Origin of the sequence: Chitinophaga hostae (assembly GCF_018224885.1) — a bacterium.
Taxonomy (GTDB): Bacteria; Bacteroidota; Bacteroidia; order Chitinophagales; family Chitinophagaceae; genus Chitinophaga; species Chitinophaga hostae.
The window spans coordinates 360,694-375,808 of sequence record NZ_JAGTXB010000004.1 but is presented as its reverse complement, the minus strand read 5'-3'; the positions used below and the strand labels follow the sequence as shown (position 1 = coordinate 375,808).

The 15,115-nt window shown below is 45.3% G+C and carries 12 protein-coding genes; 5 read left to right on the top strand and 7 right to left on the bottom strand.

Annotation, left to right across the window (positions count from 1 at the left end):
* Positions 1 to 104 precede the first annotated feature (104 nt).
* Both yidC and pyrG read right to left on the bottom strand, forming a co-directional pair.
* Positions 105 to 1,955: a membrane protein insertase YidC gene (gene yidC, locus KE626_RS11070; RefSeq protein WP_211972961.1), complete on the bottom strand. Its 1,851-nt coding sequence runs from the start codon at positions 1,953 to 1,955 to the stop codon at positions 105 to 107.
* A 338-nt stretch (positions 1,956 to 2,293) separates the two neighbouring features.
* On the bottom strand, positions 2,294 to 3,940 hold the full coding sequence (gene pyrG / locus KE626_RS11065; RefSeq protein ID WP_211972960.1) for a CTP synthase: 1,647 nt from the start codon (positions 3,938 to 3,940) through the stop codon (positions 2,294 to 2,296).
* Between the two features lie 334 nt (positions 3,941 to 4,274).
* Here pyrG and KE626_RS11060 point away from each other — a divergent pair, with 334 nt between their 5' ends.
* Complete coding sequence (locus tag KE626_RS11060; protein ID WP_089893755.1) at positions 4,275 to 4,799, top strand: acyl-CoA thioesterase; 525 nt, start codon at positions 4,275 to 4,277, stop codon at positions 4,797 to 4,799.
* A 220-nt stretch (positions 4,800 to 5,019) separates the two neighbouring features.
* Here the strand turns inward: KE626_RS11060 and KE626_RS11055 are convergent, their stop codons facing one another.
* Positions 5,020 to 5,676 (bottom strand): HD domain-containing protein, encoded by a 657-nt coding sequence (locus tag KE626_RS11055; protein WP_211972959.1) that lies wholly within the window; start codon positions 5,674 to 5,676, stop codon positions 5,020 to 5,022.
* Between the two features lie 77 nt (positions 5,677 to 5,753).
* On the opposite strand from KE626_RS11055, the gene KE626_RS11050 reads away from it, so the two are divergent.
* The gene (locus tag KE626_RS11050; RefSeq protein WP_211972958.1) at positions 5,754 to 6,095 is read left to right on the top strand and encodes a DUF488 domain-containing protein; all 342 of its coding nucleotides are present in this window, start codon (positions 5,754 to 5,756) and stop codon (positions 6,093 to 6,095) included.
* A gap of 1 nt (position 6,096) precedes the next feature.
* On the opposite strand, the gene KE626_RS11045 is transcribed toward KE626_RS11050, so the two are convergent.
* The 3 genes from KE626_RS11045 to KE626_RS11035 are packed head-to-tail and all read right to left on the bottom strand — an operon-like array spanning position 6,097 to position 9,609.
* Positions 6,097 to 6,690, bottom strand: a complete 594-nt coding sequence (locus tag KE626_RS11045; protein WP_211972957.1) for a precorrin-2 dehydrogenase/sirohydrochlorin ferrochelatase family protein — start codon at positions 6,688 to 6,690, stop codon at positions 6,097 to 6,099.
* Positions 6,690 to 7,466, bottom strand: coding sequence for a uroporphyrinogen-III C-methyltransferase (gene cobA / locus KE626_RS11040; RefSeq protein ID WP_211972956.1), 777 nt, complete (start codon positions 7,464 to 7,466; stop codon positions 6,690 to 6,692). The genes KE626_RS11045 and cobA overlap by 1 nt, the downstream gene beginning before the upstream one ends.
* Positions 7,467 to 7,497: 31 nt before the next feature.
* The gene (locus tag KE626_RS11035; protein ID WP_211972955.1) at positions 7,498 to 9,609 is read right to left on the bottom strand and encodes a HEPN domain-containing protein; all 2,112 of its coding nucleotides are present in this window, start codon (positions 9,607 to 9,609) and stop codon (positions 7,498 to 7,500) included.
* A gap of 589 nt (positions 9,610 to 10,198) precedes the next feature.
* On the opposite strand from KE626_RS11035, the gene hxpB reads away from it, so the two are divergent.
* Positions 10,199 to 10,858 carry a hexitol phosphatase HxpB gene (gene hxpB, locus KE626_RS11030; protein ID WP_211972954.1) on the top strand — a complete coding sequence of 220 codons (660 nt, stop codon included), beginning with the start codon at positions 10,199 to 10,201 and terminating at the stop codon, positions 10,856 to 10,858.
* A gap of 29 nt (positions 10,859 to 10,887) precedes the next feature.
* Entirely contained in the window at positions 10,888 to 11,652 is a 765-nt protein-coding gene (locus KE626_RS11025) for a cyclase family protein (RefSeq protein WP_211972953.1), read from the top strand.
* A gap of 296 nt (positions 11,653 to 11,948) precedes the next feature.
* Here KE626_RS11025 and rpsA read toward each other — a convergent pair whose 3' ends face one another.
* Entirely contained in the window at positions 11,949 to 13,853 is a 1,905-nt protein-coding gene (gene rpsA / locus KE626_RS11020) for a 30S ribosomal protein S1 (RefSeq protein ID WP_211972952.1), read from the bottom strand.
* 356 nt (positions 13,854 to 14,209) lie between these two features.
* On the opposite strand from rpsA, the gene KE626_RS11015 reads away from it, so the two are divergent.
* On the top strand, positions 14,210 to 15,088 hold the full coding sequence (locus KE626_RS11015; RefSeq protein ID WP_211972951.1) for a rhomboid family intramembrane serine protease: 879 nt from the start codon (positions 14,210 to 14,212) through the stop codon (positions 15,086 to 15,088).
* Positions 15,089 to 15,115 lie beyond the last annotated feature (27 nt).

Below are 15,115 nucleotides of genomic sequence, written 5' to 3'. Positions count from 1 at the left end.
TCCCGAATGATCAAAGCGGATACTATATTCGCTCCAGTCATTCGGGAAAATTGCTTTTTGCTTTATCCTTTACGCTTTCAGCTTTTTATTTATTTAAAATAATCCTATTTTTTCTTTTGCTGGATTTCCTGCTGCCGCTTCTGTACTTCTTCCAGCTTCTCCTGCCATTTGGACTTGCTCTTCGGCTTCTTCTTATTTTCCTGGATCTGTGCATGAATCTTATCATGGTTAATGATAAATTTCTGGATCACAAACTGCAACAGGATACTGATCACGTTGGACAGAAAGTAATAGAAAGTCAGCGCCGCCGCCAAACGGTTGAAGATACCGAGTAACATAATAGGCATTACATACGGCATATACTTCATTACCGGGTTGCTCTGATCGGTCATACCACGGTTGTAGAATGCCAGGATCAAGCTGGTAATGGTCATGAGGATGGTAAACAAACTCACGTGATTACCGTAGAAAGGTATGTTGAAAGGCAGGTTCAGGATAGAATCGTAAGTAGACAAATCCTTTGCCCACAGGAAGCTTTCCTGACGCAGCTCAATGGAAGACGGGAAGAAGCTGTACATCGCCACCAGGATAGGCAGCTGCAGTAATGCCGGTAAACATCCGCCCAGCGGGTTTACGCCGGCGCTTTTAAACAGTTTCATCTGCTCCACGCCAAAAGCCTGCTGATCATCACCATGCTTGGCTTTCAGTTCATCGATTTCAGGTTTCAGCACTTTCATCTTGGCCTGTGATACGTAGCTCTGGTAAGTGAAAGGAGCTATCAGCAAGCGGATAAAGAGGGTGAGCAGGATAATGATGATACCATAGTTGCTGATAAATCCGCTGAGGAAGTTAAACACCGGGATAATGATACCAATGTTTACATATTTCACAAAAGCAAAGATACCGGTACCCAGCGGGATGATCTTCTGTAAACCAATATCAAAAGACTTCAGGGTTTTATAATGGTTAGGACCATAATAAATTTCTACCGGGAAACTAAAGTCATTTGCACGGCTATACGGGATTTGTATGGTGGTAAATGTTTGTCCTACAATATTGGGGCTTTCCGGCACTTTGGTATTTACATCCGCATTGTTGAAAAGCGCTCCTTTGGCGATCAGGGTGGTGTTAAAGAACTGTTGTTTTACGCTCACCCATTTCAGTTTGTTATCCAGTTTTTCGTGGCTGGAGCGGTTCAGGGTGAAGTAATCATGTTTATCATGTTCCAGCATATAATGCACCTGGTTGTTCAGGCGCTCGTTCTGCATATCATGTTCCTGTTTATCATCCTGGGCATTCCATTGCAGGTTGAGGTAGTTCTGGTTGCCTGGAAACAGTCCTTGTAAACCTACCGCATGAATGGTATAATCTACCACATAGCTGCCGGGTTTAAGGGCATATATAAATTCGAGGTAGGCAGCAGGATTGCTGGTATTGAGGCGGTAAGTGATTGATTTTACGCCACCTGCCTGCTCCTGCGGCTGGCCCGCGGTAAAGAACAGGTCAGCGCTGTTCAGTACTTTGGTTACGCTGGCGGGTACTTCTACGGACAAACGGTTAAATGAGCCCTGAAGCAGCATCAGCGGAGTGCCTTCGTAGGTTTTATATTGTTTCAGTTGTACGCTGGCTGGTTGTCCGCCTTTATTGGAAAAGGTGATTTTTACCACATCATTTTCCAACACGGTGTTTTGCACACTGCCGGTAGCAGCGGCAGCAAATGCACCGAACTCACCACTTAACAGTGCCTGATGCGCTGAATCCAGCGGACCACCGTTGGCAACAGCAGCAAGACTGGCTGTATCTGTAATGGGGGTTTTAGGCTTATTAAGTTCTGCTATGGAATCTTGCCTGGCTTTTTCCCTTGCGGCTCCTGCCTGTTGTTTCTGGTTGAAGAATATGTATCCTACCAACAAAACGCCCAACAGTAAAAACCCAATGACCGAATTTCTATCCATGAAATGCAATTAAAATTTAGGCAGCAAAGGTAAGCATGATTTTATGAATTGACCATGCTTTTTAGGTGAAACCCCTGTTAAATGCGGTTAAAATAATAAATAAGCAACAAAAATGCGTATAGCATTGAGAATCAATGCAAAATTTATCTTCCCCAGGATTTTGATGATTTTACTGATTGCATTGATTTTCTTTTATGGATTTTGAATGATAAAATAAGATTAGCGGAGACCAAAGAGGAAAATTTCCGCTTCTATCTCCGCTAATCATTATAAATCAAAAGATAAAAATCAATACAATCAGTAAAATCATCAAAATCCTGGGAAAGACAAAATTCGCTTTACTTCACGATTGACTCTTCCAGTTTCGCTTTACCGTTTTTGCTTTCAGCGTATTGCTTGGCTGCCTTAATAAAGGAAACAAACACCGGCGCCGGGCTTTCCACGGTACTTTTCAGTTCCGGGTGGAATTGAACACCTACAAAGAAAGGATGGTTGGGCAGTTCCACGATTTCAACGAGACCGCTTTCCGGGTTTTTACCGGAAAGTACGAGTCCGGCTTCTTCAAACTGTTGCAGGAAGTCGTTGTTAAACTCATAGCGGTGACGATGTCTTTCGCTGATAGATGTTTTACCATAAATTTCTTCCGCTTTGCTGCCTGGCGTGAGTTCGCAGGCATAAGCACCCAAACGCATGGTACCACCTTTGGCGGTTACCTTTTTCTGCTCTTCCATGAGGTTGATCACAGGGTGAGCGGTATCAGGGTTCATTTCCACGGAATGCGCATCCTTCCAGCCGATTACGTTACGGGCATATTCCACCACGCTCATCTGCATACCTAAACAGATACCAAAGAATGGCAGCTGGTTTTCGCGGGCATACTGGATGGCGGTGATTTTTCCTTCTATGCCGCGGTGACCGAAGCCCGGCGCTACCAACAGCCCATCGAGATTCTTCAGTTTTTCGCACACATTTTCAGGTGTCAGGTGCTCAGAGTGGATATTTTGAACAATTACCTTGCATTCATTGAGGGAACCGGCATGTACAAAGGATTCCAGGATGGATTTATAGGCATCCTGCAATTCCACATATTTACCAATCAGACCAATGGTTACCTTGGATTTCGGATATTTCAGTTTATCGAGGAATTCGCGCCATTTCACCAGTTCCGGTTCCTTTTCCACGGGTAAGCCCAGTCTTTTCAGCACAGAAACATCCAGCTTCTCGCGCATCATTTCCAGGGGAACTTCGTAGATAGTAGGTACGTCGTTGGCTTCAATCACGGCATCCACCTGTACGTTACAGAACAGGGCGATCTTCTTTTTCAGATCGCGGTACAGCGGTTCTTCTGTACGGCAAACGATAATATCGGGGTGTACGCCATATTCGCTTAACAGGCGTACAGAGTGTTGTGTGGGTTTGGTTTTCAGCTCTTTCGCTGCACGGAGGTACGGAATAAGCGTAAGGTGAACAACCAGGCAATCTTCCTCTCCCAGTTCCCACTGCAACTGGCGAACAGCCTCGATGTAGGGAAGCGATTCAATATCACCCACGGTACCGCCGAGCTCAGTTATCACGATATCAAATTTGCCGTCCTTACCCAGCAGAAGGATACGACGTTTGATTTCATCTGTAATATGCGGGATTACCTGCACCGTTTTGCCCAGGTAAGCGCCTTCTCTTTCCTTGTTAATAACTGTCTGATAAATACGGCCAGTAGTAACGTTATTGGCCTGAGACGTAGGCGTATTCAGGAAACGCTCATAGTGTCCAAGATCCAGATCGGTTTCTGCGCCATCTTCCGTTACATAACATTCACCATGTTCATAAGGGTTTAATGTTCCCGGATCCACATTAATATATGGATCAAATTTCTGAATAGTCACTCTAAAGCCGCGCGCCTGCAATAGTTTTGCAAGCGAGGCAGCTATAATTCCTTTACCCAAAGAGGAAGTAACACCTCCCGTAACGAAGATATATTTTGCCATAAAAACTAAAATTCTGCTAAAACTACTTGACCTATAAACGGGGAAGTGCCGGACTGCATTTGGTGTATTACCGATCAAGTAAACTACTTCCGAAGGTCATGCAAAGTTACACAAATTTGCGTCGCTCCCAAGTTTTTTACCATGGCGCTTTATTTGTTTGTTAATTTTTGGGAGAATATCTTCGGCGCTCATCACTGATCTACAGGGCGTTTTAAAGAATTTTCAAGTACGGGAAATTATTTATTAAAAACCTTTATCCGGCAACTTACTTCTGCAAATGTGTACGCTACTATAAATATATAAACAGTAAATTTGCGTCCGAAATACATAAAAGATGACTTTAACACCAAAGAGAGCGCAAGACTCGCTGATACAGATGACCGAACTGGTTTTACCGAACGATACCAATACATTCGGTAACCTCATGGGCGGTCGTTTGATGTACTGGATGGACATTGCAGCCGCCCTGGCCTGTATGAAACATTGCAGTGCACCGGTAGTAACTGCTTCCGTAGATAATATATCCTTCGAAAATCCCATTAAACTGGGTAATGTGGTGCATATTGAGTCTAAAGTGAGCCGTGCCTTCAATACCTCCATGGAAGTACATATGCGGGTATGGGGAGAAGATCCGGTACAGCAATACCGCTATAAATCCAACGAAGCGTTCATGACCTTTGTGGCCCTGGATCCCAACGGCAATTCCCGGCCTGTGCCTGGTATTATCACCGATACAGAAGAAGAAAAAAAACTATATGAAGGCGCTTTGCGCCGGCGGCAGCTCAGGTTGATTCTTGGCGGTAAAATGAAGCCGGAAGATGCTGATGAATTAAAAGCGTTGTTCTTTGAGAAGATTTAGATCGCCTTCGGCGATTGTCTTTGGGCAGGATTAAACTGATGGAGATGATTTTCAGGATTTTTTTGTGATTAAAGTTTGATTTTAAAAAGATTTGGGGAGATAAAAAGCGAATTTTTGCTATTATCTCCCCAAATCTTTTTAAAATCATTGCTGGAAAATCCTGAAAATCATCTCCATCAGTTTAATCCTGCCCAAAGACAATCGCCGAAGGCGATCCCCCCTACATCTCTCCCTCCCACTCTTTATAGAACCTTTCCAGGAATATTTCCATAAATGCATGACGTTCTGCTGCCAGTTCTTTCCCGGTAGTGGTATTCATCCGGTCTTTCAGCAATAATAATTTTTCGTAGAAATGCACGATGGTGGGGGCTGTACTATTTTTGTATTCCTCTTTGGTCATATTCAGATTTGGCTGTACTGCCGGATCATGGATAGCCCGGTTTTTAAAGCCGCCGTAATTAAAGGCCCTGGCAATACCCATGGCTCCGATAGCGTCGAGACGGTCGGCATCCTGTACTACGCCCAATTCCACAGAATAAAATTTCTTTTCCTGGTTGCCGCCTTTAAAAGAGATATGGCGAATGATGTTTTCCACATGCGCAATGATATCGGCCGGTACTTCCAGTGTTTGCAGGAATGCGGTGGCTTTGGCCGGACCAATGTTTTCGTCGCCGTTATGAAATTTTGAATCTGCAATATCGTGGAGCAGTGCGCCCAGTTCTACTACCAGCGGGTCCACAGTTTCTTTCGCCGCAATATGTTTTGCCTGTTGCCATACCCGGTAAATATGCCACCAGTCGTGGCCGCCTTCTGCGCCTTCCAATTCCTTCTTCACAAAATTTACTGTCGCCGTTATTATTTCGGATTGATCTGTCATAACCACAATGATATTTAATTTTCCGGAAGTAAATAACACGAAAAAACAAATGGGTTATATTGCTTGTTAAAGCCAATATGATACAGATAAAACGTGTTTATGAAGCTTATGCAGCCAGTGATGGTTACCGGATCCTGGTAGACCGTTTATGGCCGAGAGGCCTTACCAAAGAGGTCGCCCATGTAGATGAATGGGCCAAAGAAATAGCGCCCAGCAACGAACTACGCAAATGGTTCCATCATGATCCAACGCAGTTTGCTGCATTCAAAACAAAATATCTACATGAATTACAGGAGAAAAAAGATATGTTGGCCGCTATAAAAGAGAAAGCGCAACATCGGCGGGTAACATTACTCTACGGGGCTAAAGACGAAACCAACAACCAGGCACAGGTACTGCTGGAGTTGTTGAAAAAATAATCTACCTACTTTTGCTTTCCGGCTTTACCAGTACATCGGTAATGCTGTTCAGCTTTCTTACCTTACTGGCAAAATCTCCGCTTAATTTTTCGCGGATCTGCGATAATTTGTTCAGCACGTCATCAAGGGTATCAGGAATAGCATCCTGCAATACCTGCTTAAGGCGCTTGGCAATGGTGGGTGATTTTCCATTGGTAGAAATCGCAATTTTCAGGTTTCCTTTCCTGACAATAGAACCCAGGTAAAAATCACAAAGATCCGGGGTATCGGCTACGTTGATCAGCACCTTACTGCCTTTGGCCTTCTCCCATACGTAATAATTAAATGCTTTGTCGTTCGTGGCAGCTATTACCAGGTCTTTCCCCAGGAGATCACCGCAGGAAAATGATTTCTGAACAAGGGTAATGTTGGGATACTGGTGCGTAAGCGCTTCCAGCTCAGGCAAAAAATCCAACGACACTACTGTAATGGTTGCCTGGGGGCAATTTTCCAGCATGGCATTGGCTTTTTCCAGTCCGATATTACCACCGCCTACCACGAGAACATGCAGACGGTGTAATTTGAAAAACACCGGGAATAACTGATTTTCTTCCATTATACGGCAATTTTTAGTTCTTCTGACACCTTGCTTTTTAAGGCCTGGAAGGCTTCGTGGAAACTTACCACTTCACCGATCACCAGTACCGCAGGGTTATGCAGATCATGCTTAGCAGCTATTTCCAGGAGATCGGCCACATTACCCACTCCCATTTTCTGGGTAGGCAGGGTGCCATTCTGGATAATCGCGGCAGGGGTATTACCCTTTCCTGCTGCACTGTAGATCCCTGCAATTTCTGCCAGTTTGCTCATTCCCATCAGTATAATAACCGTGGTATTGGCGCTGATGGCGTGATCCAGGTCGCGGGATAGGTTCCCGTTCTGCGTGTTACCGGTAATTACCCAGAAACCCTCACTTACATTACGCGCTGTTACCGGGATTTTGTTGACGCCCGGAACAGAGATCGCGCTGGAAACGCCAGGTATTACTTCTGTGGTAATGCCAAACTGTTCAGCAAAAGCAATTTCTTCCTGACCGCGGCCGAAAACAAAGGAGTCGCCTCCTTTTAAGCGAACAACGCTGCCATAAGTTAATGCATATTTTACAATCATCCTGTTTATTTCATCCTGTGAATAAACGTGCATGCCCGCACGTTTACCTACAAAACGACGAAGGCAGTTTGCCGGCGCATGGTCCAGCAATTCGTTGCTGGACAATGCGTCATACAGGATTACCCTGGCGTTTTGAATGGCCTTTAACCCCTTAACGGTGATCAGTTCCGGATCGCCCGGGCCGGCGCCTATCAATGTGAGTTTAGGTTGTATATTTTGCATGATTGGTCGTGTTTGGATAAATGAATAATAATTACGCCTGTACCAGTTTGCTGGCTTTCTGACGGTAAACCTGTGCAGCGTTGTAAAAAGATTGCGCCTGATCAAAATAAGATTTCGCAAAACTTTCTGTTGCCTCGTTGCCGTTGATCTGGAGCACTACCGTTTTAAAGTCAGGCTCAAAGCTGAATTTGCCGGTAGCGACGAAGTGTTTGTCAAAATCGTTGATGATGCCGATCTGTGTGTTACCGTTGATTGCCTCACCGAGCAGCAGGGCTTTTGCACCCTGTACAAAGGAAGAGTAAGCGTGGTAGATACTGTCTGAATAAGCACCTTTAACAAAAGCAGCGCTGCTCAATTCCAGTTTTTCTTCCGCTTCCAGCAGCAGGGTAGCTACCAGGTCAATGATTACACCGGCGCACTCTCCCACTCCGATCGCAGTAGCATAATCCTGTGCCTGTCCCCAGTCAACAAAGTCGCCGGCAGTAAGGGAGCTCAGATCTGCCAATGGTTTCAGCAGCTCGTAGAAATATTTTTCTCCCTGGCGGTCGTAGTATTCATTAAACAATTCATTTTCTCCTCCGTTGATTTCGTAGTCGTGCAACAGGCTGCGTAATACATCTGGTCCGCGGCGGCTCGGTACTTTGATCACCTTGTCGGCTACACGGCCAACGCCGTCACCTACGATACCGCCGCCCAGCAATACCTGCAGGGCTGGTAATACTTTTCCTGCGCTTTTCATGGAAGAACCATGGAAGCCGATACTGGCAATACCGTGCTGACCGCAGGAGTTCATACATCCGCTGATCTTTATTTTGATGTCTTTATTGTATACGAGGTCCGGGAATTCGTCGGTGATCACATTTTCCAGTACTTTGGCAATACCGGTGCTGCTGGAAATTCCGAGGTTACAGGTATCTGTACCCGGGCAGGCGGTGATATCCGCGATGCTGTCGAAACCTGGTTCCGCAAAACCTGCATCTTCCAGTACGCTGAAAACATAAGGCAGGTTAGCCGGAGAAATGTATTTCAGCAACAGGCCCTGGTTGGCGGTTACCCTTACATCGTCTGCAATTACCGGGCGAAGCGCTTCTATCAGTTTGCGGCTGATAGCGGAGCCAATGTTACCGAGTGTAATTTTCACATAAGCGCCGTAGTAACCTTTTTGTTTTTGCTCAAAGGTGTTAGTAGCTTTCCAGGCTTCATATTTCTTCGCGTCCTTGATGCTGTATGCGGGTACAGGACCGGGAACCGGTGGTTGTGTTTCAGGCCATGCATCTGCATCTACCGGCACGCTTTTTACTTTTACTGCTTTGTATTCTTCCTTTATCAGGCGCTCAAATTCTTCCATTCCGATTTTCTGGATGAGGAATTTCATGCGGGCTTTGTTCCTGCTGGTTCTTTCACCGTAGCGGTCAAACACGCGCAGTACATTTTCGATATAAGGGATGAGCAGATCGGTTTCGAGGAACTCGTATACGGTTTTAGCGAGAAAGGGTTGTGCGCCCAAACCGCCACCTACCAATACTTTGAAGCCGCGAACTTCTTTGCCGTCGATTATTTTCACTTTAGGGATCATGCCGAAATCGTGCATGAATGCCCAGGCGGTATCTTTATCAGAAGAGGAGAAAGCGATCTTTATTTTACGACCCATTTCCTGGCTCACCGGGTTACGCAGGAAGTAACGGAAAGTGGCATCTGCGTAGGGTGCTACATCAAATGGTTCATCCGGATCGATCCCCGCGCGGTCGGAGGCCGTTACGTTACGAACGGTGTTACCGCAGGCTTCGCGGATGGTAATATCATCCAGTTCCAGTTTTGCCCACATTTCGGGTGTTCTGTCCAGGCTTACATAGTGTATCTGTACATCCTGGCGGGTGGTGAGATGCAGGTTGCTGGTAGCATATTCGTCAGAAATTTCAGTAATCCGGTTCCACTGCTGCAGGGTCATTTTACCATATGGTAATTTGATGCGCACCATTTGCACACCAGGCTGACGCTGCCCATACACCCCTCTTGCCAAACGGAGGCTACGGAATTTTTCGTCCGTAATAGCGCCTTCGCGGAACAGGCGAATCTTCTTCTCCAGGTCTATAATATCTTGTTCTACGATCGGATTTTCTAGTTCTGTTCTGAAGCTTTGCATAAAAAGTATTTTCTGGTGGTGGTAAAAAGCAATTTGTTTTCCTGGTTGGGGTGTTGGTCGTTTCTCTAAAATCAAAAGCCCCCGGAATATTTGCGGAGGCTCGTATAATGTTGATTTACAGTAAGCTGATCACTGGTATCCTTTATTACACGCGCCTCGCAGGTGTTGAATTACAACAACGGTTACTGCGACACATTTTCAATTCATTACCCATATTCCCTATAATTTTAGTAGAGTAATACAAAGATAGAAATGCAGCTCATCTTTCCAAAACTTTTTTCTGAATTAATAAGCCTCCAAAAAGGGGGGAAATTGGCGATTGGAGGGGCCTGCAGGGGAAAAAGAGCTTCAAACGGGCTATGGCAGCCGGATAGGGGCCGGATAAGGGAGCAACAGGTGCAGTGGGGTGATAACCAAAGTTTATGCGGTATAACTTTTTGTTATGGAAGGAATGGATAAGGGAGGCGGGCTGAAGGAGAACAGGTATCGGATGCCGGGGGTAAAGCGGATGTGATTCGGCTGAAATGTGCCCGCATATCTTCTTATCTTTGCCGCGCATAAAACGGATAACTGCGTATAAAAAGACTATATGATAGATACGGTAATATTTGATATGGACGGACTGCTGGTAGATTCAGAACCTTTATGGGGCATTGCGATGCGCGAGGTATTTGCAACGGTGGGGGTAAATCTGTCTCCTGAGCTCACGCATTTAACCACGGGGTTGCGTACCAAAGAAGTGGTGAGTTACTGGCATAACTATTATAAATGGGAAGGAAAAAGCGCCGAACAGGTAGTGACGGAGATCATAGACAGCGTAATAGCGAAAATCATTGCAGAAGGCAAGTCTATGGAGGGTTTGACCTATATTCTCGAATATTTTAAGGAGAAGGAATTTAAAATGGGGCTGGCCTCCTCTTCGCCCCTGCGCCTGATCAATGCAGTACTGGATCATTTGCAGATAAAGCAGTATTTCCAGGCGGTATATTCTGCGGAGTTTGAGGACTACGGTAAACCGCACCCGGCAGTGTACCTGGCCTGCGCCCAAGCGCTGAGCAGCGATCCGCTGGACTGTATCGCCTTTGAAGATTCTGTTACGGGCATGACGGCGGCGAAGGCCGCGCGGATGACCACCGTGGTCGTACCAGAAGCGCATAACCGGAATGATCCGCGCTATGCGCTGGCAAATATGAAGCTGGATAGTCTGCTTGAATTCAATGATGCCCGCCTGTCATTACTGATGAAATAACAACATCACACCATTTTCCAATCAACACTATGAAAATCGTAGATCTATCCAAAACCATTGCCTACAACAAGCAGGATCCATGGTTTATGCGTATCCGCATCAAGCACAAAACACATCGGCAAAGCAAGGGCCTGATCCGCTTTTTTATTGGTTTGCCTGCGAAGCTTTTCCCCAAAGGATTTGAAGGGTGGGCTGACGATAAGATCATAGGCATGGGAGTACATGCCGCTACGCATATAGATGCCCCCTGGCATTATTCGCCCACCGTTAATGGCGAGCCTGCCAAAACTATTGATGAAATACCACTGGAGTGGTGTTATGGTGATGGCGTGGTATTGAACATGACACATAAGGCAGATTTTGAGGAGATAACGGTAGCGGATATACGTGCCGACCTGGAAAAAAGTGGTGTGGTGATCAGGCCGGGTACCATTGTGTTGATTTATACGGGGCGCGACAAGTACATCGGCACAAAGGAGTATCCTATGCGCGGTACCGGCATGAGTGCAGAAGCAACACATTGGCTGATTGACCAGGGAGTGAAGGTGATGGGAATTGACCAATGGGGATTTGATCTGCCATTAAAATATATGGCGCAGAAAGCAAAAGAAAACAAGCGGGATAATTACTTCTGGCAGGCGCACCTGGTAGGGCAGCAAAAAGAATATTGTCATATGGAGCAGCTGGTTAACCTGGGCGTGTTGCCTGCGTCGGGTTTTAAAGTGAGTGTGTTTCCGTTGAAGATAAAGGGGGCGAGCGCCGCGCCTGCGCGCGTGGTGGCTATTTTTGAATAAGGCAGCGTTTTTGCGCCCCGTTTTTTTCTTGCCCAGGATTTTTTCTTGCCCAGGATTATACTGATTATGAGGATTTACAGGATTTTTTTATTGTGATTATAATTTGATTTTAAAAGATTCGAGAGATACAAAGCAATATCAGCTTCTGTCTCCACTAATCTTCTAAAATCAAAAAAGAAAAAAATCCTGTAAATCCTCATAATCAGTATAATCCTGGGCAAGAAAAAATCCTGGGCAAGAAAAAACCCGCTCCAATATTACTCGGAGCGGGTTTTATTATTTAACGAAACTTGGTCTTATTGTGCGCTTTTTTCTTCGCCACCTTCAGATTGTTTCAGTTTTTCTCTCAGTTCAGCTAAAGCACCCAGATCACCTAAAGTAGCTTTTTCAACTTTACCCTGGATGTTTTTCACAGCCTTACGGGTTTTGTCAGCTTCTTCTCTCTTCTCTTTCACTACAGCCTGTTTTTCTTCCGCCTGTGCTTTTTCCCAAACTCTGGTATGAGAAACCAGGATACGTTTTTCGCTGCGATCGAATTCGATGATCATGAATTCTTTCACGTCTTCAACGTTGATTGGTTTTTCATCTTCAGTTCTCAGGTGACGTGCAGGAGCGTAAGCTTCCAGACCGTACTGCAGTTGAACAGTAGCACCTTTGTCGTCTTTCTTCACAACAGTACCTTCGTGGATAGAGTTGATCGGGAAGATAGTTTCAAAAGTGTTCCATGGATCTTCTTCGATCTGTTTGTGACCGAGGCTCAGTTTACGGTTGTCTTTATCAATACCCAGGATTACTACATCTATTTCGCTACCTACTTTAGTGTATTCAGATGGGTGGTTGAAACGTTTGATCCAGCTCAGGTCAGAGATATGGATCATGCCACCGATACCAGTTTCCAGTTCAACGAAAACGCCATAAGGAGTGATGTTTTTCACGATGCCTTTGTGACGGCTTTCAACCGGGAATTTAGTTTCGATAGTAGACCATGGATCTTCTGTCAGTTGCTTGATAGACAGGCTCATTTTACGCTCGTCTTTGCTCAGGGTAACTACCACTGCTTCGTATTCTTCTCCTAATTTGAAGAATTCTTTCGCGTTGATAGGGGTAGAAGCCCAGGAGATTTCAGAAACGTGAACCAGACCTTCAACACCTGGCATGATTTCCAGGAATGCACCGTAGTCTTCGATGTTTACAACTTTACCTTTTACTTTAGCACCTTCGGTGATAGTAGCTGGTAAAGTATCCCACGGATGCGGGGTCAGTTGTTTGTAGCCCAGGCTTATGCGACGTTTTTCGTCATCGAAGTCAAGCACAACAACGTTGATTTTCTGATCCATCTGGAGCACTTCGCTCGGATGGGAGATACGGCCCCAGCTGATATCTGTGATATACAGTAAGCCGTCCAGACCACCCAGGTCGATGAATGCACCGAAGTCGGTGATATTTTTGATGGTACCTTCCAGCACCTGGCCTTTTTCCAGTTTGCTGATGATATCCACTCTCTGTTGTTCGATATCGCTTTCGATGAGCGCTTTGTGGGAAACAACGGCGTTGCGGATGGTTTCGTTTACTTTCACCACCTTGAACTCCATAGTTTTGCCTACAAACTGGTCGTAATCTGTAACTGGTTTCACATCGATCTGAGAACCTGGCAGGAATGTTTCCATACCGTATACATCTACGATCAAGCCGCCTTTGGTTTTGCTGGTAACGGTACCAGTAACCACTTCGCCTGTTTTGTAAACTTCCACGATTTTTTCCCATGCACGTTTCTGGCGAGCCTGTTTACGGCTCAGGTGCAGGTTACCATCGCGGTCTTCTTTTTCTACTACCAGCACTTCCACTTCATCACCGATCTTCAGACCTGGTAAGTCACGGAATTCGTTCAGAGAAATCAAACCATCAGATTTGAAACCGATGTTGATTACTACGTCTGTGTTGGTTAAACCTACTACAGTACCGGTCAGCAGGCTGTTTTCTTCAAACACCTTGAACGTGCTGTCATAAGTTACATCGTACTTTTCTTTTTCTTCTTTGCTGTAGGAAGAAACGTTACGTTTGTCAACGCTCCAGTCGAAATCGTCGTGTGCAGTTTCAACTTTTGCTACAGGTGCCTTTGGTGTCGCTGTTTCAACCGCAACTTCAGCTTGCGGAGCCTGTTGTTCAGCGTTTTGTTCGTTAGAAATGTTGTTTTCGCTCATAAAAAATTAAAAATTTAAGCCGGAATACCCGGACTCCCTGTTTTATGGGACGGCAAAAATACGAAAAAATCCCTGTTTATCCGCTTTTTTATTGAAGAATAACGCTATCTGCTGTCATATGGGGCGCAGTTTTCAGATATTTTTTAAATGTATTATTAAAATTTATACTTCGACAAAAAACTGAACTATGTAACCAGGCATTTTTTTTGCCGGAAAAGCAACCAGAATCGGGATTAATTGTTGATAAACAGAGAGGGGTGAGCGGAGATTTATCCGCAGTAAATCAGCTTATTTTTCCTCTATTCAAAATGTTAATTACTATTATTTAATCCCGGAATTTATTTTAATTTGTGTATATGAACGGGACCTCATTTCAATCGGATATTCGCTATTGGCTCAGGCAAGGTAATACAGTGAACTATTTGTTATTCTGGAACATCGTTATTTTCCTGGGAATCAACGTGCTGCGTCTTATTGCCTTTCTGACCAAACAACCCGCTCCGCTTATATGGACCTATGATCAGCTGGCCATCCATGCGCCGCTGAGCGCTTTTATATTAAAGCCCTGGGGGCTGATCACCTACATGTTTACGCACGAGGAAATATTCCATGTGTTGTTTAATATGATCAACCTGTACTGGTTTGGTAACCTGTTCAGGGACTTCCTGGGTAATAAGCGGGTGCTTCCTTTATATCTGCTGGGGGGTATTGCCGGCGGTTTACTTTATCTTTTAAGCAGCAGCCTGTTTACCGGCTATGTGGGTTCTACCATGGTAGGGGCTTCTGCTGCTATTATGTGTATCCTGGTAGCTGCGGCAACCCTGATGCCCAACTATGAAATCGGGCTGATGTTCCTGGGCAGTGTAAAGCTCAAGTGGCTGGCGGCAGCCCTGGTGGTACTGGGATTGATTTCTATTCCCAATGGCAATATAGGCGGACTTATTTCCCATATGGGCGGTTCCCTGTTGGGCTTCTTTTACATCCGTATCCTGCAGGCCGGCACCGACCTTTGTAAACCATTAATATGGCTGTTTGACGCCAATACCCGGCGGGAGCAACGGCAAATCGCCCGGAAATTCAAACCTAAAAAATCACCGCTGAAAGTAGTAAAAAAGGCTGACGACAACAGCCAGTCAAGGCTGGATCAGTTGTTGGATAAGATCAATGAAAAAGGCTATAATAGCCTGAGTGCAGAAGAAAAAGCATGGTTAGACAAAGTGAGCAAAGAAAACTGATTAACTTTGCGGTTCAATTTCCGCCAT

Bases quoted from the DNA above. Each gene is read 5' to 3' on its own strand.
- pyrG (WP_211972960.1), bottom strand. From the start codon at position 3,940: ATGGCAAAATATATCTTCGTTACGGGAGGTGTTACTTCCTCTTTGGGT.
- yidC (WP_211972961.1), bottom strand. From the start codon at position 1,955: ATGGATAGAAATTCGGTCATTGGGTTTTTACTGTTGGGCGTTTTGTTG.
- KE626_RS11035 (WP_211972955.1), bottom strand. From the start codon at position 9,609: ATGCAAAGCTTCAGAACAGAACTAGAAAATCCGATCGTAGAACAAGAT.
- KE626_RS11050 (WP_211972958.1), top strand. From the start codon at position 5,754: ATGATACAGATAAAACGTGTTTATGAAGCTTATGCAGCCAGTGATGGT.
- KE626_RS11055 (WP_211972959.1), bottom strand. From the start codon at position 5,676: ATGACAGATCAATCCGAAATAATAACGGCGACAGTAAATTTTGTGAAG.
- KE626_RS11015 (WP_211972951.1), top strand. From the start codon at position 14,210: ATGAACGGGACCTCATTTCAATCGGATATTCGCTATTGGCTCAGGCAA.
- KE626_RS11060 (WP_089893755.1), top strand. From the start codon at position 4,275: ATGACTTTAACACCAAAGAGAGCGCAAGACTCGCTGATACAGATGACC.
- KE626_RS11025 (WP_211972953.1), top strand. From the start codon at position 10,888: ATGAAAATCGTAGATCTATCCAAAACCATTGCCTACAACAAGCAGGAT.
- cobA (WP_211972956.1), bottom strand. From the start codon at position 7,466: ATGCAAAATATACAACCTAAACTCACATTGATAGGCGCCGGCCCGGGC.
- hxpB (WP_211972954.1), top strand. From the start codon at position 10,199: ATGATAGATACGGTAATATTTGATATGGACGGACTGCTGGTAGATTCA.
- rpsA (WP_211972952.1), bottom strand. From the start codon at position 13,853: ATGAGCGAAAACAACATTTCTAACGAACAAAACGCTGAACAACAGGCT.
- KE626_RS11045 (WP_211972957.1), bottom strand. From the start codon at position 6,690: ATGGAAGAAAATCAGTTATTCCCGGTGTTTTTCAAATTACACCGTCTG.